Consider the following 18,465-nt stretch of genomic DNA (forward strand, 5'->3'; position numbering starts at 1 on the left):
ACGCGGTGGCCGCGTCTTCGTCTGCCGTACACGCCGGCGACGGTCTCGGCGACCGCGCTACACCACTATCGGGGACTCAACTCTTAGTTCTGTCGCTTCGTAGCTGAGCAGGCTGAAGGTGCGACTGGCGAGCCACTCGTCTGCGTAGGCACGGAACGTGATCCGACCAGCGTCGACATCGAGGTACGTTCCGCGCAGTTTGTCGGCCTCGACAGTGCTACGAAAGGCAACCGCCTCGGCTTTGCGTCGAAACGTCTTGCGTCGCTGGCGGCCTTCGGGGTCGCGATAGTTGACGACGTAGCGGGGGCTTCCGTCCGCGGCAGGCTTGCCGGCGCCGACGCTAGCCATGTTGGGCGTCGCTTGCCGCGGTTGCTTGCGTCAATGTGGGCAGGTGCAGGGGCCGAGCACCTGGGATGGGATGGTGGGAGAGGAGTCCAGCGGATGCGAGGCTGGGCTGCAGCAGCTCACTGCGCTTCCTCGAGCCTCACCGTCCAGGTGATGACCGTTGCAGCCCGCCAACGCAGATGCTTGCCGACCCGGAACCCCGCCGGGCCGTACCCGGAGGTCCGCCAGGAATAGATGGTCTGCTTGGTTACGCCGAGATACGCCGCAACGTCGTCGATGTCCCACAGCTCCTGAGCATCGACCAGTCGCGGAGTAGCGACAGTCGTGGACCGCCGTCGTGGCCCGAAGGCGCGCGCGACGGCTGCCGGTGTGTTGGATTCGCTCGCCATGATTCAGCCCCTCCTCGCGGTGCCGACGGCCACTGGGCCTCTGGACACCAAGGTCCGCGAGCGCACCGGGAGCGATCACAGTCGCGCTGGATCTTGGGGCCTTGGTGTCGGGGGAGGGGACCGCCCCTGGTCGGGCCACATGGTGGATTGCAGACACGGCGCGGAACCGCGTCGGTCGCCTGCGGCCGTATCTGAGCCACGGAGTCTGGCTCAGCCAGCGACGGATACGCCCGCCCCGTGGAAGCCAAAAATGTACCAAAAATGTAACAAGCGAGCGGCTAGCAACGGCAAACGCCGCCGAGCGACCAGAAGGTCGCCCGACGGCGTTTGTGCAGGTCAGAGGCTGTTTTTTGCGGTCATTCGTGGTTGCTTCACGACCGCAGAAGGCGGCCCGATTAGATGTCGTAATACAGCTCGAACTCGTGCGGGTGAGGCCGCAGCTGGACGGGCGCGATCTCCTGGGTGCGCTTGTAGTCCACCCACGTCTCGATCAGGTCCTGGGTGAAGACGCCGCCCTCGGTCAGGAAGTCGGAGTCGTCCTCGAGCGCCTCGAGCACGGCGTTGAGCGAGGTCGGCACCTGGGCGATCTCGGCCATCTCGTCCGGCGGGAGCTCGTAGATGTCCTTGTCGATCGGCTCGGCCGGCTCGATCTTGTTCTTGATGCCGTCGAGGCCGGCGAGCATCAGGGCTGAGAACGCGAGGTAGGGGTTCGCCGACGGGTCGGGGAACCGGGCCTCGATGCGCTTGGCCTTCGGGTTGGCGCCGGTGATCGGGATGCGCACGGACGCCGAGCGGTTGCGCGAGGAGTAGACCAGCGAGATCGGCGCCTCGTAGCCCGGCACCAGGCGGTGGTACGAGTTGACCGTCGGGTTCGTGAAGGCGAGCAGGGCGGGCGCGTGCTTCAGGATGCCGCCGATGTAGTGGCGCGCCATCTCGGAGAGCCCTGCGTAGCCGGTCTCGTCGTAGAAGAGCGGCTCGCCGCCGTTCCACAGCGACTGGTGCACGTGCATGCCGGAGCCGTTGTCACCGAAGAGCGGCTTGGGCATGAAGGTGACCGACTTGCCCGCCTCCCACGCGGTGTTCTTGATGATGTACTTGAACTTCATGACGTCGTCCGCGGCCTTGAGCAGCGTGTCGAAGCGGTAGTTGATCTCCGCCTGACCGGCCGTGCCGACCTCGTGGTGCGCACGCTCGACGAGGAGCTGGGCACCCTCGAGGTTCTTCACCATCTCGTCGCGCAGGTCCGTGAAGTGGTCGTACGGCGCGACGGGGAAGTAGCCACCCTTGAAACGCGTCTTGTAGCCGCGGTTGGGCTGCCCGTCGGGGCTCTCCTTGCCGGAGTTCCACCAGCCCTCGACCGAGTCGATGTGGAAGAAGCCCTCGTTGGCACCCGTCGAGTAGCGCACCGAGTCGAAGATGTAGAACTCCGCCTCCGGCGCGAAGTACGCCGTGTCCGCGATGCCCGTCGAGGCGAGGTACGCCTGCGCCTTGCGCGCGATGTTGCGCGGGTCGCGGGAGTACGCCTCACCCGTGATCGGGTCGTGGATGAAGAAGCTCAGCACGAGCGTCTTCGCCGTACGGAAGGGGTCGATGTACGCCGTGGTGACGTCGGGGAAGAGCGACATGTCCGACTCGTTGATCGCCTGGAAGCCGCGGATCGAGGAGCCGTCGAAGGAGAGGCCGTTCTCGAAGACGGACTCGTCGAACGACGAGACCGGCACCGTGAAGTGCTGCTCGATGCCCGGCAGGTCAACGAAGCGGACGTCGACCATCTCGACGCCTTCGTCCTTGATGAAACGGAGCAGTTCGTCCTGGGTCGTGAACATGTTGGGCAGGTTACTCCCGCCGTGGCGACGCCGACAGGGTGTCGCCACCTCGCGTCACGTCCCGCCGTGTCTAGCGGGGGAGTCGGGGCAGCCGGAGCACGTAGAGGTCGTCGACGACGGTCACCCCGCGCACCTCGCTCGAGCCGCGGCCGACGAGCTCGAACCCGAGCCGCAGCAGCAGCCGCGATGACGCGTGGTTCTCCGGGTCCGTGGCGGCGTCGACCCGGCGTACGCCCTCGGCCTCGAGCAGCGCGATCATCGCGCCGACCGCCTCCGTCGCGTAGCCCTGGCCCTGCGCCGCACGGGCCAGCGTGTAGCCGATCGTGGCGACCTCACCCTCCGCCGTCCGGTGCACCCCGATGTCACCGACCATCGCGCCGTCGTGCTCGATGGCGACCTGCTGCCAGTCGCCGAGGACCGGCCACCCCAGCGCTGCTGTCGCCGCCACGAACTCGTCGGCGTCCGCCAGCGTGAACGGCAGGTCCCAGCCCTGCAGCACCGCCACCGCCGGGTCGTTCCGGTACGCCGCGAGCGCGGGCGCGTCGCCGGCCTCCATCAGCCGGAGGGTCAGCCGCGCGGTCGTGAGCGGCAGGGGCAGCGTCATGCCGAGAGCCTAGGAGACGAACCCCGTCAGCGACCGCCTGCCGGCAGCTCCTCCAGCAGGACGTCGGGGTGGTTGCGCGCCACGTAGCCGGCCGTCCACTGGTCGCTGAAGAGCGCCAGGTAGGTGCCGTCGCTGCGCTGGAGCACCTCGGAGTTGCGGACACCGCGCAGGGCGTCGGCGCCGGCGGCGTCGGTCTTGCGCGCGGAGGAGTAGGGCAGGCTCGACAGCCGGATCGGCGAGTTGAACTCGTTCTTCATCCGGTCCTCGACGACCTCGAACTGCAGCGGACCGACGGCCGCGAGCACCGGGCTCTGGTCGCCGCGCAGGTCGGAGCGGAGCACCTGGACCACGCCCTCCTGGTCGAGCTGCTCGATGCCCTTGCGGAACTGCTTGAACTTGCCGATGTCGGCCGCGGTCGCGGTCATGAAGTGCTCCGGCGCGAAGCTCGGGACGCCCGGGTAGTCGATCGGCTTGCCGACGTACATCGTGTCGCCGACGCGGAGCGCCTGGGCGTTGACCAGGCCGATGATGTCGCCCGGCTCCGCGGTCTCGACGGACGTGGCCTCGCGGCCGAACATCGTCTGGGCGAACTTCGTGGCGAACGGGCGCCCGGTCGGCGCGTGCGTCACGACCATGCCGCGTTCGAAGGTGCCCGAGACCACGCGGGCGTAGGCCAGGCGGTCGCGGTGGGCGGAGTTCATGCCCGACTGGACCTTGAAGACGAAGGCGCTGAACTCGTCGTCCGGCTCGCGGATCGACCCGTCGGTGCCCTCCGTGGCGGACGGGCCGGGGGCGAGGTCGAGCAGCAGGTCGAGCAGCTGCGCGACGCCGAAGTTCTGCAGTGCCGAGGCGAACATCACCGGCGTGGTCTCGCCGGCCAGGAAGCGGGCCTGGTCGTGGTCGGCCTCGTCGAGCTCGAGCAGCTCGTGGCCTTCGACCGCCTCGCGCCACGGGAGGAGGTCGGCCTCCTCGACCTCGTCGGCCGTCATCCGCCGCTCGGGCGCACGCGTCGCGCCGCCCGCCGTACGCGTGTACTTCACGAACTCGCCCGTACGCCGGTCCAGCACGCCGCGGAAGTCCCCGGCCTCGCCGACGGGCCAGGTCAGGGGAGTGGGACGCAGGTTGATCTGCTTCTGGATCTCGTCCATCAGGCCCAGCGGCGAGAGGCCGGGGCGGTCCCACTTGTTGATGACCGTGATCACCGGGATGCCGCGCAGCGCGCAGACCCGGAAGAGCTTGAGGGTCTGCGGCTCGAGGCCCTTGCCGGCGTCGACGAGCATGACGGCCGAGTCGACCGCGGAGAGCACGCGGTAGGTGTCCTCGGAGAAGTCGGAGTGGCCCGGGGTGTCGACCAGGTTGATGACGTGGTCGTTGTAGACGAACTGCAGCGCCGCCGACGTGATCGAGATGCCGCGCGCCTTCTCCATCGCCATCCAGTCGGAGACGGTCGCGCGCCGGTCGCCCTTGCCGTGGACCGCTCCGGCCTCGGTGATCACCCGCGCGTGGAGCGCGAGCGCCTCGGTGAGCGTGGACTTGCCCGCGTCAGGGTGGCTGATGACGGCAAAGGTACGGCGGGGGCGAGTGTCGGGCACTGGCCGGATTCTACCGGCACCCGACGGACTTGTCGGACGCCGCGAAATGCCGGAAGCCGGCACCCCGCGAGGGGCACCGGCTTCCGTCGTACGACCGTGAGGTCAGCTCATCAACGGATGAAGAGCATCTCCTGGTAGGTCGGGAGGTTCCACAGGTCGTCGGCGACGACGCCCTCGAGGCCGTCAGCGGCCTCACGGACCTTGAGCATCGCGGGGAGGACGACGTCCTTGACGTACTGCGCCTCGGCGATGCCCTCGTGGTCGTGCTGACCGGCGACGGCGGCCTGCAGGCTCTTGAGGCCCGCACGCAGGGCGGCGACCAGCTCGGAGACCTCGTTGAGGTCGGAGAGGTCACCCTCGACACCGGCGGCCTTGAGCGCCGCGATGTTGCCGGCGAGCTCGGTCTGGTAGCGGACGGCCGACGGAAGGATGATCGTCTTGGCGATCTCCTCGGTCAGGTTCGCCTCGACGTTGACCGCCATGAGGTACTGCTCGAGAGCGACCTCGTAGCGGGCCTCGAGCTCGGCCTCGTTGAAGACGCCGTACTTCGAGAAGAGCGCCTTGGCCTCGGGGGTCTGGTACTCCGGAAGGGCGTCGACGGTGGTGTCGAGCTTCTTCAGGCCACGCGCCACGGCCTCCTCGTGCCACTCGGTGGAGTAGCCGTTGCCGTTGAAGACCGCGGCACCGTGCTGCTCGATGACCTTGGCGAGGATCTGCTGGACGGCGGCGTTGAACTCGGTGCCGGCCGCGACGAGGGCCTCGATCTCGGTGGCGAGGTAGTCGAGCGCCTCGGCCATGATCGTGTTGATCACGATGAGCGGGGCGGCGACGGTCTGGTCCGAGCCGACGGCGCGGAACTCGAAGCGGTTGCCGGTGAAGGCCATCGGCGAGGTGCGGTTGCGGTCGCCGGCGTCCTGGGTGAGGACGGGGAGGCTGTCGACACCGACGGAGAGGGCGCCCTTCTGCTTCGAGGAGGTCGCACCACCCTTCGCGATCTGCTCGAAGACGTCCTGGAGCTGGTCGCCGAGGAAGATCGAGATGATCGCCGGCGGGGCCTCGTTGGCGCCCAGGCGGTGGTCGTTGCCGGCCGACGCGATGGCGACGCGGAGCAGGCCGCCGTGGAGGTGGACGGCGCGGATGACGGCGGCGCAGAACACGAGGAACTGGGCGTTGTCGTGGGGGTTGTCGCCCGGGTTCAGGAAGTTGCCCTGGTTGCCGTTGCCGAACGAGAAGTTGACGTGCTTGCCGGAGCCGTTGACGCCCGCGAACGGCTTCTCGTGGAAGAGCGCCTCGAAGCCGTGCTTCTTCGCGATCGCCTTGAACGTCGACATGATCAGCTGCTGGTGGTCAGCGGCCAGGTTGGCCTTCTCGAAGACCGGGGCGATCTCGAACTGGCCGGGGGCGACCTCGTTGTGGCGGGTCTTGGCCGGGACGCCGAGCTTGAAGAGCGCGCGCTCGGTGTCGAACATGAAGTTCTGGACGCGCTCCGGGATGGCACCGAAGTAGTGGTCGTCGAACTCCTGGCCCTTCGGCGGCTTGGCGCCGAAGAGGGTGCGACCGGCGTTGAGCAGGTCGGGGCGCGAGTTGACGAAGGAAGTGTCGACCAGGAAGTACTCCTGCTCCGGACCGCAGTAGGACACGACGTTGTCGATGTCCTTGTGGCCGAAGAGGGCGAGGACGCGCTTGGCCTGGTCGGACATCGCGTTCTGCGAGCGCAGGAGCGGGGTCTTGTAGTCGAGGGCCTCACCGGTCATCGAGACGAAGATCGTCGGGATGCAGAGGGTCGAGCCGTTGTCGTTCTCGAGGATGTACGCCGGCGACTGGACGTCCCAGCCGGTGTAGCCGCGGGCCTCGAACGTGGCGCGGATGCCACCGTTGGGGAACGACGACGCGTCGGGCTCGCCCTGGACGAGGATCTTGCCCTGGAACTCCCAGATGGCGGTGCCGTCGCCGACCGGCTCCATGAAGGAGTCGTGCTTCTCCGCGGTCAGGCCCGTGAGCGGGTAGAAGACGTGCGCGTAGTGGGTCGCGCCCTTCTCCATGGCCCAGTCCTTCATCGCGGCGGCGACGACGTCGGCGATCGCGGGGTCGAGCTTCTCGCCCTTCTCGATCGTCGCTGCGACGGACTTGTAGACCGACTTCGGGAGGCGCTTGGCCATCACCGGAAGCGAGAAGACGTTCTCGCCGAAGATCTCCGGCGAGTCGCCGGTGCCGTTGAAGAAGGCGGCCGGGGCCTCGTTGGCCTCGATCTCGCGGATCGCACCCAGGCGGGTGGGGTTCGCAGTCATTGAAGTGCTCCTAGCTCGGCGTTCCAGGTGCCGAAATGATCGATTCAAGGCTGCACGCTAGGCGTGCTGCGTTTCGCGGCCGTAGCCGAATGTTTCGGGCGTGTTAACTCGTGCTGAGGAATCCGTGAGTCCGTGAGGACCGCCGATTTCCACGAGCGCGCGGCAGTGATCCTGACACCCGGTAGGTTGGCGCGGTGCTAGAGACCGCATCGTGGCTGCGCCGCATCATCGCCCTCTTCATCGACTGGCTGGCCTGCGTCGGTGTCGTCCTCGCCTTCTCCGGTTCGTCGTACTTCGGCGACGGCCCGCGGTCGGGCCTCTACGTCTTCGCGGTCTTCGTCGTGGAGAGCGCCTTCTTCACCGCGCTGATGGGTGGATCGTTCGGCCACCTGGCGACGCGGCTGCGCGTGATCCGGGCCAACGGCCGGCCCCTCGACCTGCTGCGCTCCATCGCCCGGCCGGTGCTGATCCTGCTGGTGATCCCGCCGCTGGTCGCGGGCCCGGACCGCCGCGGCCTCCACGACATGATCCTGGGCTCGTACGTCGTCCGCCTCGACGACCTCCAGGCCGGCGCGAAGGTGGGCGCGTGAGCCCCCGCCGCCCGGCGTACGCCGCGGGGCTGTCGACGCTCGCCCTCGTCGGAACGCTGGCGCTCGCCGGCTGTCGCGGAGACGAGCCCGGTGTGGCCAAGGCGCCGTGCGGGCTGACGGAGGCCCGCAAGGGCCACCTGACCGTGAAGACCGCACCCGCCGCGCTGGCGAAGGCGGCAGGCGGCCGCAAGACGGTCAGCTTCCGTCAGGAGCTGACCCGCGACAAGCGGACCGCCGCGATCGAGGGCTCGGCCGACTCCTCACCCGACAAGCTCTACGCGCTCGAGCAGACGCTGCCCGGCGACGACGGCTCGGTGAAGCTGATCGTCAAGGACGACAAGGTCTACGTCTCGGCCGGCAGCGACCACCCCGGCAAGTTCTACGCCGTCGACCCCTCCGACCCGCGTGACCCGCTCGCTGCCCCGATGAAGGCGTGGTTCGACCAGGCGGGGGCGAGCAATGCGGCCACCGCCTGGACCGTCGGCCTCCAGGCGGTCAACTACGTCGGCAAGGAGACGATGGACGACGGCACGCCGACGGAGCTCTACGAGTTCGACATCGACCCGCGCCTCGCCGCCCGCGCCCAGGGCATCACGCCGCCGGCCGGGCTGGGACAGCACGCCACGTCGTACGTCTGGATCGACAAGTGGAACCTGATCCGCAAGGTGACCACGGAGACCGGCGACGAGCAGACCGTCGAGACGTTCACCAACTACTGCGAGCCGATCGACGTGAAGGCCCCGAAGGCCAGCGACATCATCGCGCGCTGACGGGCCCGGAACGGCGACAGCCTGACACCTTCGCCCGGACTGACACGTCGGAGGTGTCAGTGGGGGCGAGAGTGTCAGGCTGACACGTCGACGCGGGGGAGCGGCAGGCTCAGCGGCCCTTGATGTTGCCGCGCTGGCCCTTCATGCTCGTCGGCATCGGGCCCTTCGGGATCGGCATCATGCCGCGCTGGGCGTCGAGCGCCTTGAGGCGGTTGAGGATGTCGGTCATCTCGGCGGGCTTCACCTGGCGGCCGAGCTTCTGCACGTGCTTGAGGAGCTTCGGCAGCGGGACCTCGCCGTCGCCGTCGCCGAGGATGACCTCGTGGACCGGGGTGGCCTCGCCGAGGACGCGCTGCGTGGAGCGCTTCTCGGTGACGAGGAGCTGGCGCAGGCGCGCGCCCTGGCCCTCACCGACGAGGACGACGCCCGGAGGGCCGACGACGCGGAAGACCATGTCCTGCTGCTTGGTGAACGCGACCGGCTGGGTGTTGACCTTCCAGCCACGGCGGAGCATCGAGAGTGCCGCGACGGACGCACCGCGCTGGCCCTCCATCTGGTTGAACGCCGCGCGCTGGGCGCGGCGGCCGAAGACCAGCAGCGCGCCCATCACGCCGAGGACCAGGGCCGTGATGACCGGGATGAGCCAGATCGGACCCCAGCCCGGCAGCGCGCCGAGCAGGAAGCCGAAGGTGGCGAAGACGACGAACGCAACGAGGATCCAGAGGCCCAGGGTGCGGTCGGTCTTGCTGGCCATCTTGTAGGCCTGGATGAGCTGCTGGCCGCGCTTCTGCGGTGGTGCGGTCGGGGTCGACATGATCGTGCCTTCTGTCGTGAGGGAAGTCAGGAGCTGACGGTGGCGAGCGGCTCGCCCCGCGACTCGATGGCCTGACGGTACAGCCGTCCGGCGCGGTAGGACGAACGCACCAGCGGTCCTGAGAGGACTCCCGAGAAGCCGATCTCCTCCGCCTCGGCGGCGAGCTCGACGAACTCCTCCGGCTTCACCCAGCGCTCCACCGGGTGGTGGCGCAGGCTCGGGCGGAGGTACTGCGTGATGGTGACCAGCTCGCAGCCCGCCTCGTGGAGGTCGCGCAGCGCCTCGCTGATCTCCTCGCGGGTCTCGCCCATGCCGAGGATCAGGTTGGACTTGGTGACCAGCCCGAACGCCCGCGCCTGCGTCAGCACGTCGAGCGAGCGCTCGTAGCGGAACGCCGGACGGATCCGCTTGAAGATCCGCGGCACGGTCTCGAGGTTGTGCGCCAGCACCTCCGGGCGGGCCTCGAAGACCTCACGCAGCAGGTCGGGCTCACCGTTGAAGTCAGGGACCAGGTTCTCCACGCCGGTGCCCGGGTTGAGCTCGTGGATCGCGCGCACCGTCTCGGCGTACAGCCAGGCACCGCCGTCAGGCAGGTCGTCGCGCGCGACGCCGGTGATCGTGGCGTACTTGAGCTCCATGGAGCGGACCGACTCCGCCACGCGGCGGGGCTCGTCGCGGTCGAGCGGCTGCGGCTTGCCGGTGTCGATCTGGCAGAAGTCGCAACGGCGCGTGCACTGGTCCCCGCCGATGAGGAACGTGGCCTCGCGGTCCTCCCAGCACTCGTAGATGTTGGGACAGCCCGCTTCCTGGCAGACCGTGTGGAGCCCTTCGGACTTCACCAGCTTCTGCAGTGCGGTGTACTCCGGGCCCATCTTCGCGCGGGTCTTGATCCACTCGGGCTTGCGCTCGATCGGGGTCTCCGAGTTGCGCACCTCGAGCCGGAGGAGCTTGCGGCCGTCGGGCTGTGTCGCAGGGGTCGCTGCGGAGGGTGTGGTGGGGGTGGTCACAAGGATCGAGTCTACGCGGCGCGCGGGCGCGGCCTTGCGTGGCGTACGAGGGTCAGACGCCGGGGCGCACCAGGCTGATGCGCGGCGGCTCGGGACGCGCCTCGTAGTCCGGGGTCGGCACGTAGGGCTCCCACGCGAGGTACGTCGCAAGATGCTTCTCGACGACCGGCACCACCTCGGCGACGGTCACGTCGCGACCGAGCTCGAGCGAGAGCGAGGTGACCCCGGCGTCGGCGATGCCGCAGGGCATGAAGCGGTCGTACCAGTCCATGTCGACGTCGCAGTTGAGCGAGAAGCCGTGCATCGTCACGCCGCGGGCGACGCGGATGCCGATGGCCGCGACCTTGCGCTCGGGACGGCCGGTGGCGGGGTCTGCCTTGAGCCAGACGCCGCTGCGACCCGGAACGCGCGCGGTCGTCACCCCGAGCTCGCCGCACGCCCGGATCAGCGCCTCCTCGACCCGGCGTACGTAGTCGACGACGAGGACGTGGTCGGGCAGCCGCACGATCGGGTAGCCGACCAGCTGGCCGGGCCCGTGGAAGGTGATCTTGCCGCCGCGGTCGACGTCGATGACGGGGGCACCGCCCGGGTCGGCGGGACGCTCGTGCGGATCGGTGCGCTTGCCTGCGGTGTACGTCGGGGGGTGCTCGAGCAGCAGCACCGTCGGGGTGCCACCGGCGACGACGGACTCGTGGACCTGGCGCTGCAGCTCCCACGCCTCGAGGTAGTCGACGGCGCGGGGGCCGATGCCGGCGATGGTGAACTCGAGGGGGTTGTCGATCGGTGCGCGCACAGGATCAGCGTAGTGCGGCCGCGATGACGTCCCGCACGTCGTGGTCGGCGAACTGGTAGCCCGACGAGCGGAGCGCCAGCGGAGTGACCCGCAGCGATCCGAGCAGCTCGGGGGAGACCCGGCCGGCAGCGGTCTCGAGCACCTTGGAGGGCACGGCCAGGCGGGCGCGGCGCCCGACCGCGTCGGCGAGCGCCTGGGTGAACTCGGTGTTGGTCGGTGTCATCGGGCAGCAGATGTTGACCGGGCCGGCCAGTCCCGACCCGACGAGGTGGCGCACGCCGCCGACCCAGTCGCGCAGGGAGACCATCGGGAAGTACTGCGAGCCGCCGCCGAGTCGGGCGCCGAGCCCGAGACGGAAGAGCGGGAGCAGCTGCTTCAGGGGCGCGCTGTCGCGGTCGATCACCGGAGCGGTGCGCAGGAGGCAGACGCGGGCGCCGGCGTGGCGCGCGACGGTCGTCGCCGCCTCCCACTCGCGGACGACGGAGGTCATGAAGGAGCCGCCGTTGGAGCTGCCCGTCTCCGCGACGAGCGCGGTGCCGTGGTCGCCGTAGAAGCCGACGGCGCTGCCGTTGAGGAGGGCGGGTCGGCCGGCGTCGCGCTGGTGGGCGGCCGCGACCGCCGTCGCCAGGGTGCGTGTCGCGTCGACGCGGCTGGTGCGCAGTTCGGACGCCCAGCGCCGCGAGTGGGGATTGCCTGCGGTGGGCGCGCCACAGAGGTTGATCACCACGTCGGCTGCGTCGACGACCTCCTGGGGCACGACGCCTGCGGCGGGATCCCACCGCACCTCGTCCGTGGCGGTGGGCGGACGGCGTACGAGCCGGGTGATCTCGTGGCCGTCAGCACGCAGGGCATCGGTCAGGTGGGTGCCGAGAAAGCCGGACGACCCGGCAAGCAGGAGCTGCACGCTCCCACTCTGCCGGGTCGTCGGTAGCCGGACCAGAGGTACCGGCGGAATGTCTCAGCTGAAGTGGATCTCGTCGTCGACGAGGGGCGCCTTCTGGATGAACTTCTTGTCGAAGTACCAGTTCTGCTTGAGTCGCCACGGGTCGCGGTTGCCCGCCTTCGGCATCTTGTGGGCGGCCCGGGCCAGGTAGCCCGAGTCGAGCTTCATGATGTCCTCGGGCTCGAGGCCACCCTCGACCTGCGGCACGACCTTCGTGAAGTTGTTGTCATCCATGTAGTCGAGCAGGCGGACGATGTACTCGCAGACCAGGTCGGCCTTGAGCGTCCACGACGCGTTGGAGTAGCCGATGATGAAGGCGAAGTTCGGGATCTCGTCGAGCATGAGCGCCTTGTAGGTGAACTTCTTGCCGAGGTCCACCTTCTCGCCGTCGACCTCCACCGACGCGCCACCGAACATCAGCACGTCCAGGCCGGTCGCCGTGACGATGATGTCCGCGTCGAGGTGCTCGCCGTTCTTGAGCTGGATGCCCGTCGCGTCGAACTTCTCGATGTGCTCGGTGACGATGTCGACCTTGTGGCTGTGGATCGCCTTGAAGAGGTCGGCGCCCGGCACCACGCACATGCGCTGGTCCCACGGGTTGTACGGCGGCACGAGGTGCTTGTCGTAGTCGAAGTCCTTGGGCAGGTGGATCTTCGCCCAGCGCTTGATCAGCTGCTTGGTCGCCTTCGGCTGGCGGCGCGCGAACTCGAAGAAGCCGATGGTGACCGACGCGTAGCGCGCGTGGATCGCCTTGGCGGCGAGGCCCGCGGGCAGCGTCTTCTTCAGCACCGAGGCGACCGGGTCGATCTTCGGCTGGCTGATGATGTACGTCGGGGTCCGCTGCAGCATCGTGATGTGCCCCGCGTCGGGTGCCATCGACGGGATGAGCGTGATCGACGTGGCGCCGGAGCCGATGACCACGACGCGCTTGCCGGTGTAGTCCAGGTCCTCCGGCCAGTGCTGCGGGTGGACGATCTGGCCCTTGAACTCGTCGGCGCCGGGGAACTCCGGGGTGTAGCCGGCGTCGTAGTTGTAGTAGCCCGTGGTGTTGACCAGGAAGTTCGCGGTCAGCGTCTCCGTGGTGCCGGTCTCGCCGTTCTCGACCGTGACCGTCCAGAGGTTCTGCTCCGACGACCAGGAGTACGCCGTGGCCTTGCGCTGGTAGCGGATGTGCTTGTCGACGCCGTACTCGGCAGCGGTGTCCTTGAGGTACTGCAGGATGTCCTTGCCGTCGGCGATGGCGTCCTTGCCCGTCCAGGGGCGGAAGCCGAAGCCGAGGGTGTACATGTCGGAGTCGGAGCGCAGGCCGGGGTACTTGAAGAGGCTCCAGGTGCCGCCGAGCTCCTCGCGCATCTCGAGGATCGCGTAGCTCTTCGCCGGGAAGGCCTTGCCGACGTGGACGGCGGCGTCGATGCCGGAAAGTCCGGCGCCGACGATCAGGACGTCGAGGTGCGTCGCTTCGGTCATCTCAGTCACTCCTTGTTGTCGACCGCAGCGGCATCGCTGGCGTCGTTGGCGAGGTTGCGGGCGCTGGTGGCGCGGCCCAAGGCTGCCACCTGCTCGTCCATCTGGGGGAGAAGTCGGGGAACGTGTCGCAGGATCGGGATCGCGCCGGCGGCCGAGTTGACCACGTTGCGGTTGATGCCGATGCCGCGGACCCATCCGGGGCAGTAGACGTGGCGCTGGCGCTTCTCGACGCCCTTCACGAACGCGTTGACGCACGACTCCACGTCGGTGGTCTTGCCCAGCGGGTACGGCAGCTTCTTGAGCAGCTCCTGGAACGCCGGCAGGTCGGCCTTGGCGTCCTGCACGAGCGGGGTGTCGATCCACGACATGTGCGCGCAGCCCACGGTGACGCCCTGGTGGGCGACCTCGAGGCGGACCGCGTTGGCGAAGTGCTCCGCCCCCGCCTTCGACGCGTTGTACGCCGACAGGCCGGGCGCTGCCGCGAAGGCGGCGAGCGAGCTGACGACGAGCAGGTAGCCCTTGCTGTCGATCAGCGCGGGGAGCGCCGCCCGCGCGGTGTGGAAGACACCGAGCACGTTGATGTCCATGACCCGCTTGAAGATGGCGGGGTCGGTGTGGAGGACGGAGCCGTAGCTGGCGATGCCGGCGTTGGCGATCGCGGCGTCGAGGCGGCCGAACCGCTCGACTGCGGCCGCGACGGCGGCCTCCATCGCCGGGAGGTCGCAGACGTCGGCGACGACGCCCAGGGCCTTCTCCTCGCCGATGGCAGCCACGGTCTCGTCGAGCGCGGCGCGGTCGAGGTCGGTGAGGACCACGCGGGCGCCGCGGGCGGCGAGCGCCTTGGCGGTCTCGGCGCCGATGCCGCGGGCACCGCCGGTGATCAGGACGACCTGGTCGATGTCGGAGTTCATGCAGTCACCTTCTCGCGGACGGGGGCGGGCAGTCGACCCATACCGGCGGCGCGGTTGTAGCACCAGCCGAAGAGGAGCAGGACGATCACCCAGAGCGAGAAGACGACCACGTTGCCGCCGACCCAGAGCCAGGCCGGGATGTCGTCGCGGCGCTCGCGCTGCAGCAGGTGAGGCTCGTACTGCGACGCCACCGTGCCGCCGTTGGCGATCCGGATCTCGCGGCCACGGGGGCCGGTCACGGCGGGGTCGTCGTTGAAGAAGACCGGGAAGGCCATCATCGTGGTCGTGCCCGTGTGCAGGCGGATCATCGACTTCCAGTGGCCGTAGAGCGGCAGCGGGTACTTCGTGCGGTACTGGCCCGGGGTGCCCGTCGCGACCATCGGGGTGCGGACGATGCCGGGGACGCCGGCGTACGGGTCGGTGGGGATCTTCGCCGTGGGCTCGATCGCCGCGTTGGGGTAGCCCTGCCAGGCCAGAGCGGTGAACCACACCGCGTCGGTGGTCGGGTCGTCGCCCTTGAAGGTGATCGTGACGTTGGCGAGGCACTGCTCGGTGGCGGACGTGCACGCGGTCTGACCGCCGGTGACGTGGTCGTACGTGAGGACCGCGTGGACCGGCTTGGTGCCGGTCGGCGGCGCGAAGACGCCCATCAGGCCGAGGAAGATCGCGAAGCCGGCGAGGCCCACGTAGCGGAACGAGCGGGTCTCGGTGGCCTCCGGGCCCTCGGCCACGTCGCCGGCGACCTGCTGGCAGCGACGGTAGATGTAGACGCCGAGCAGGGAGCCGGCGACACCGGCGACCGCGCTGACCGCGATGAGCAGCGGCCACGAGCCCGTGCCGAACGGCTGCGGGACCGGCATGTGGTCCTTCGACCAGAGCAGCTCGAAGTAGTAGCCGAGCGAGCCGCCGAGCGCACCCGAGACGAGCGCGAACATGACGATGTTCTTCCGGCGGTCGACCGAGAGGGCGAGCGCGACCAGCTCGACGAGGATCGCGAACGGGATCGCGGTCAGGAACTGGATCGTGATGACGTTGGGCAGCGCCGCGATGACGGCGACCAGGAACCAGTGCGCGAACTGCCAGAACGCCGCGACGCCGAGCGAGCCGCCGGGGCCGAACCAGAGGCGGGCCATCACGCAGCACATGCCGAGCGTGACGCTGAAGATGATGCCCTGGGTGGCCGCGGGGAACTGCGGGATGCCGAGGTCGAACTCCATCAGGAACGCGAACGGCACGATGCACAGCGCCATCGCGGTCAGCATCAGCCAGCGGCCGGCGCGGTTGTTCATCGCGCGGGCACCGACCTGCTTGGCCTCGGCCAGGAGCAGCGGGAGGCAGAGCGGCGAGGTGATGGCGCCACCGATCATCAGGACGTGCGTGGGGCCCCACTCGGTGACGTCCTGGCCGAAGAGGATGTGCCACAGGTCGTCGAGCGGGAAGCCGGTCACCGCGATCGAGCCTGCGAAGAAGAGGATCAGCGAGCTGAACGGCACGCGCCAGCCGGGAGCGATCTTCAGCGTGCGCCTGGGCAGCGGGTCCTTGGCCATCGCCATGATGACCAGGGCGATGTTGAGCAGGCCGAGCAGCACGAGGTAGATCGGGTAGTGCGCGGGGCTGGCGAAGGCGCCGTTGTCACGACCGCGCTGCATGTGCACCGGGACGTCCCAGTAGACGCCGAAGCCGGCGGTCAGCAGGACGAACGGCATGATCGCGAACGGACCGGCGGCCCACGCGGGAAGCCCGACCTTCTCGCCGAACCAGTCGAGGCCGCGGCCCAGCAGGGTCCGGTGGCCGGTGCGCTCCCGGATGAGGAGCCAGCCGGTCACGGCGAAGTACACGAACGCGATGCCCGATGCGATGAGCACGTCGTGCAGCGACGCGCCACCAGCGGTGGGGGCAGCGAGGGGGAGAAGCATGGTCACTCCTGGTGCAGTGATTCCGTGACCGTCTTGTCGGAACGACGTGTCACAGACATGGTGTCGCACTCAAGTTAGTGGACGGGTGTGCACTGATGTGGCCGGTTTCGGTGTGACCTGAGTCGTTGGAGAGTGACGCTGCTCTCGTTGCGTGCGGGGCTGGATCCTCACTCCGACGTCGTACGCCGGCGGCGACTGTCCGACCCCAGCGCAGCGCGGTTGTAGCACCGGCCGTAGCCGAGCAGGACGGCCACCCAGAGCAGCAGCACGACGGCATTGCCGGCGTTGAAGAGCCATGCGGGGACGTCGTCCTTCCGCTCGCGCTGCAGCATCTCCGGCTCGAAGTGGCTGGTGATCGTGTCACCGTCCGCGGCGTGGATCAGCCGGCCGCGCTGGCTGGTGATGGCGGAGTCCTCCGGCATGTAGAGGACCCAGGTCATCATCGTGCGCGGCAGCGTGTGGAGCCGGACCATCGTCTTCCACTGGCCGTAGACCGGCAGGGGCACCTCCGAGCGGTACTCACCCGGAACCCCGGTCGGGAGCAGGTGGCTGCGCACGATGCCCGGAACGTCGGCGACCGGGTCGCGCGGGACGTCGGCGCTGCCGTCGTCGCCCTGCCAGGCGAGGGCGTAGAACCAGGCCGCGTGCTTGACCACGCTCGGGTCCGAGAGGCGCAGGGTGAGCGTCGCCAGGCAGCGCTCGGCGGAGGCCGGGCACTCGGTGGTCCCGGTCGAGGCGTCCTCCCAGTGCACGGTGGCATCGGCCGGGGTGCCGGCGGCCGGCGGCGCGAAGCAGGCCATCAGGACCACGAAGCTGAGCAGGCCGGTGAGGCCGTACCAGCGCCGGCCCGCGGCCATCTCGGGCAGGGGGACCGGGGTCGGTGACCCCTCGGCGACGAGCACCAGTCGTCGAACCTGCCAGGTCGCGAGGAGGCCACCGCCGATCGAGGCCAGGGTTCCGACAGCCAGGTACAGCGGCAGCCCGTCGGCGTCGAAGGGCTGCGGCAGCGCCATGAACTCCCGGGACCAGAGGAACTCGAGCGAGAGGCCCACGGTGCCCGCAAGAGCGCCGCTCACCACGACGAACGGCAGCACCCGCTTCCCGCCGCGGCGTACGCCGAAGGCCAGGGCGACGAGCTCGATAATGAGGACAGCCGGCAGGGCGCTGAAGGACCGGATCGTCAGCAGGTCGCCGAAGAGGCTGATGCCGCCGATCAGGTAGCCACGCATGATCCACCACCAGGCGAAGGTGATGAGGGCACCGCCCGGTCCGAACCAGAGCCGCGAGCCGATGGCCGTCCAGGTGATGACGAAGCCGAAGATGATGAACTCGGTCGTCGCCGGGAACTGCGGCATGCCGACCTCGAACTCCATGAGGAAGACCGAGCAGACGATGCTCAGCGACAGGAAGCTGGCCATCACCCAGCGCCCGAGCCGCCCTGACATCAACCGCGCGCCGGTCTGCTGGGCCTCGGCGAGCATCAGGGGGACGCTGAAGATCGAGGTGACCGCGCCGCCGATCATCAGCACGTGGGTGGGACCCCACTCGGTGACGTCCTGGCCGAAGAGACGGTGCCACAGGTCGTCGAGCGGGAAGCCGGTGACCGCGATGAAGCCGGACAGGGTGAGGATCACGGAGCTGTACGGCACGTGCCAGCCCGGAGCGATCCGCAGGGTGCGGCGCGGAAGCGGGTCCTTGGCGAGTGCCATGACCAGCAGGCCGAGGCAGTTGAAGAAGAGCAGCGCTAGGAAGATCGGGTAGTGGCTCGGGTTGGCCAGCGGGCCCGGGTCGCGTCCCTTCTGCAGGTGCAGCGGCACGTCCCAGTAGACGGCCGCTGCGACCAGCCAGACGGGGACCATGACGACCACCGGGATGGCGGCCCATCCCGGCAGGCCGACGCGGCGACCGAGGGCGTCCGAGGCCCGGCCGAGGAGCGTGCGGTGGCCCGTGCGCTCGCGCACCAGTGCCCACCCGGTCACGGCGTAGAAGGCCGCGGCGATGCCGGCGGCGTACAGGATCTCCGAGAACGCGGCACCTCCGGCCGCGGGCGCTGCCTCGAGGGCGAGGGTGTCAAGCATCGGGTCTCCTCGGAGATCAGGCGGGAAACGGAGCACGGGTGCGCGCCGCAACTATCCGGTTCGCGGTGTCGCGGTAATCTTCAATCTAGCCTGCCGCGCCCGCCCGAGCGGGCTGTGCGCCCTGTGATCTCC

Annotated in this window: 15 protein-coding genes; 2 read left to right on the forward strand and 13 right to left on the reverse strand. The window is 69.1% G+C overall.

Annotation, left to right across the window (positions count from 1 at the left end; translation table 11 throughout):
- Positions 1 to 464 precede the first annotated feature (464 nt).
- The 5 genes from IEX47_RS15265 to IEX47_RS15285 all read right to left on the reverse strand — a co-directional run bounded on the left by IEX47_RS15265 (position 465) and on the right by IEX47_RS15285 (position 7,044).
- Complete coding sequence (locus IEX47_RS15265; protein WP_229662920.1) at positions 465 to 734, reverse strand: helix-turn-helix transcriptional regulator; 270 nt, start codon at positions 732 to 734, stop codon at positions 465 to 467.
- Positions 735 to 1,129: 395 nt separating this feature from the next.
- The gene (gene glnA / locus IEX47_RS15270) at positions 1,130 to 2,560 is read right to left on the reverse strand and encodes a type I glutamate--ammonia ligase (protein WP_188784885.1); all 1,431 of its coding nucleotides are present in this window, start codon (positions 2,558 to 2,560) and stop codon (positions 1,130 to 1,132) included.
- 70 nt (positions 2,561 to 2,630) lie between these two features.
- Positions 2,631 to 3,164: a GNAT family N-acetyltransferase gene (locus tag IEX47_RS15275; protein WP_188784886.1), complete on the reverse strand. Its 534-nt coding sequence runs from the start codon at positions 3,162 to 3,164 to the stop codon at positions 2,631 to 2,633.
- A gap of 26 nt (positions 3,165 to 3,190) precedes the next feature.
- Positions 3,191 to 4,756, reverse strand: coding sequence for a peptide chain release factor 3 (locus IEX47_RS15280; RefSeq protein WP_188784887.1), 1,566 nt, complete (start codon positions 4,754 to 4,756; stop codon positions 3,191 to 3,193).
- Between the two features lie 110 nt (positions 4,757 to 4,866).
- Positions 4,867 to 7,044: a glutamine synthetase III family protein gene (locus tag IEX47_RS15285; protein ID WP_188784888.1), complete on the reverse strand. Its 2,178-nt coding sequence runs from the start codon at positions 7,042 to 7,044 to the stop codon at positions 4,867 to 4,869.
- Positions 7,045 to 7,238: 194 nt separating this feature from the next.
- On the opposite strand from IEX47_RS15285, the gene IEX47_RS15290 reads away from it, so the two are divergent.
- Together IEX47_RS15290 and IEX47_RS15295 are read left to right on the forward strand one after the other, a co-directional pair.
- Positions 7,239 to 7,634: an RDD family protein gene (locus IEX47_RS15290; RefSeq protein WP_188784889.1), complete on the forward strand. Its 396-nt coding sequence runs from the start codon at positions 7,239 to 7,241 to the stop codon at positions 7,632 to 7,634.
- The gene (locus IEX47_RS15295; protein ID WP_188784890.1) at positions 7,631 to 8,404 is read left to right on the forward strand and encodes an LVIVD repeat-containing protein; all 774 of its coding nucleotides are present in this window, start codon (positions 7,631 to 7,633) and stop codon (positions 8,402 to 8,404) included. Before IEX47_RS15290 ends, IEX47_RS15295 begins: the two co-directional genes overlap by 4 nt.
- A 109-nt stretch (positions 8,405 to 8,513) precedes the next feature.
- Here the strand turns inward: IEX47_RS15295 and IEX47_RS15300 are convergent, their stop codons facing one another.
- The 8 genes from IEX47_RS15300 to IEX47_RS15335 form a co-directional block, all read right to left on the reverse strand.
- Positions 8,514 to 9,218: a DUF4191 domain-containing protein gene (locus tag IEX47_RS15300; protein WP_188784891.1), complete on the reverse strand. Its 705-nt coding sequence runs from the start codon at positions 9,216 to 9,218 to the stop codon at positions 8,514 to 8,516.
- Positions 9,219 to 9,244: 26 nt separating this feature from the next.
- The gene (gene lipA, locus IEX47_RS15305; protein WP_188784892.1) at positions 9,245 to 10,225 is read right to left on the reverse strand and encodes a lipoyl synthase; all 981 of its coding nucleotides are present in this window, start codon (positions 10,223 to 10,225) and stop codon (positions 9,245 to 9,247) included.
- Positions 10,226 to 10,277: 52 nt separating this feature from the next.
- The gene (lipB, locus tag IEX47_RS15310; RefSeq protein WP_229662921.1) at positions 10,278 to 11,018 is read right to left on the reverse strand and encodes a lipoyl(octanoyl) transferase LipB; all 741 of its coding nucleotides are present in this window, start codon (positions 11,016 to 11,018) and stop codon (positions 10,278 to 10,280) included.
- Between the two features lie 4 nt (positions 11,019 to 11,022).
- The gene (locus IEX47_RS15315) at positions 11,023 to 11,922 is read right to left on the reverse strand and encodes a TIGR01777 family oxidoreductase (protein ID WP_188784893.1); all 900 of its coding nucleotides are present in this window, start codon (positions 11,920 to 11,922) and stop codon (positions 11,023 to 11,025) included.
- Between the two features lie 54 nt (positions 11,923 to 11,976).
- Positions 11,977 to 13,428 carry a flavin-containing monooxygenase gene (locus IEX47_RS15320; RefSeq protein ID WP_188784894.1) on the reverse strand — a complete coding sequence of 484 codons (1,452 nt, stop codon included), beginning with the start codon at positions 13,426 to 13,428 and terminating at the stop codon, positions 11,977 to 11,979.
- A gap of 5 nt (positions 13,429 to 13,433) precedes the next feature.
- Positions 13,434 to 14,339 (reverse strand): SDR family oxidoreductase, encoded by a 906-nt coding sequence (locus tag IEX47_RS15325; protein WP_188784895.1) that lies wholly within the window; start codon positions 14,337 to 14,339, stop codon positions 13,434 to 13,436.
- Positions 14,336 to 16,255 carry an ABC transporter permease gene (locus IEX47_RS15330; RefSeq protein ID WP_188784896.1) on the reverse strand — a complete coding sequence of 640 codons (1,920 nt, stop codon included), beginning with the start codon at positions 16,253 to 16,255 and terminating at the stop codon, positions 14,336 to 14,338. The genes IEX47_RS15325 and IEX47_RS15330 overlap by 4 nt, the downstream gene beginning before the upstream one ends.
- A 167-nt stretch (positions 16,256 to 16,422) precedes the next feature.
- On the reverse strand, positions 16,423 to 18,333 hold the full coding sequence (locus IEX47_RS15335; RefSeq protein WP_188784897.1) for an ABC transporter permease: 1,911 nt from the start codon (positions 18,331 to 18,333) through the stop codon (positions 16,423 to 16,425).
- Between the last annotated feature and the right edge of the window lie 132 nt (positions 18,334 to 18,465).

Source organism: Nocardioides phosphati (genome assembly GCF_014646375.1).
Lineage (GTDB): Bacteria > Actinomycetota > Actinomycetes > Propionibacteriales > Nocardioidaceae > Nocardioides > Nocardioides phosphati.

Excerpts from the sequence above, each read along its gene's own strand:
- IEX47_RS15330 (WP_188784896.1), bottom strand. The coding sequence starts at position 16,255 with ATGCTTCTCCCCCTCGCTGCCCCCACCGCTGGTGGCGCGTCGCTGCAC.
- glnA (WP_188784885.1), bottom strand. The coding sequence starts at position 2,560 with ATGTTCACGACCCAGGACGAACTGCTCCGTTTCATCAAGGACGAAGGC.
- IEX47_RS15325 (WP_188784895.1), bottom strand. The coding sequence starts at position 14,339 with ATGAACTCCGACATCGACCAGGTCGTCCTGATCACCGGCGGTGCCCGC.
- IEX47_RS15265 (WP_229662920.1), bottom strand. The coding sequence starts at position 734 with ATGGCGAGCGAATCCAACACACCGGCAGCCGTCGCGCGCGCCTTCGGG.
- IEX47_RS15335 (WP_188784897.1), bottom strand. The coding sequence starts at position 18,333 with ATGCTTGACACCCTCGCCCTCGAGGCAGCGCCCGCGGCCGGAGGTGCC.
- IEX47_RS15320 (WP_188784894.1), bottom strand. The coding sequence starts at position 13,428 with ATGACCGAAGCGACGCACCTCGACGTCCTGATCGTCGGCGCCGGACTT.
- IEX47_RS15275 (WP_188784886.1), bottom strand. The coding sequence starts at position 3,164 with ATGACGCTGCCCCTGCCGCTCACGACCGCGCGGCTGACCCTCCGGCTG.
- IEX47_RS15300 (WP_188784891.1), bottom strand. The coding sequence starts at position 9,218 with ATGTCGACCCCGACCGCACCACCGCAGAAGCGCGGCCAGCAGCTCATC.
- IEX47_RS15285 (WP_188784888.1), bottom strand. The coding sequence starts at position 7,044 with ATGACTGCGAACCCCACCCGCCTGGGTGCGATCCGCGAGATCGAGGCC.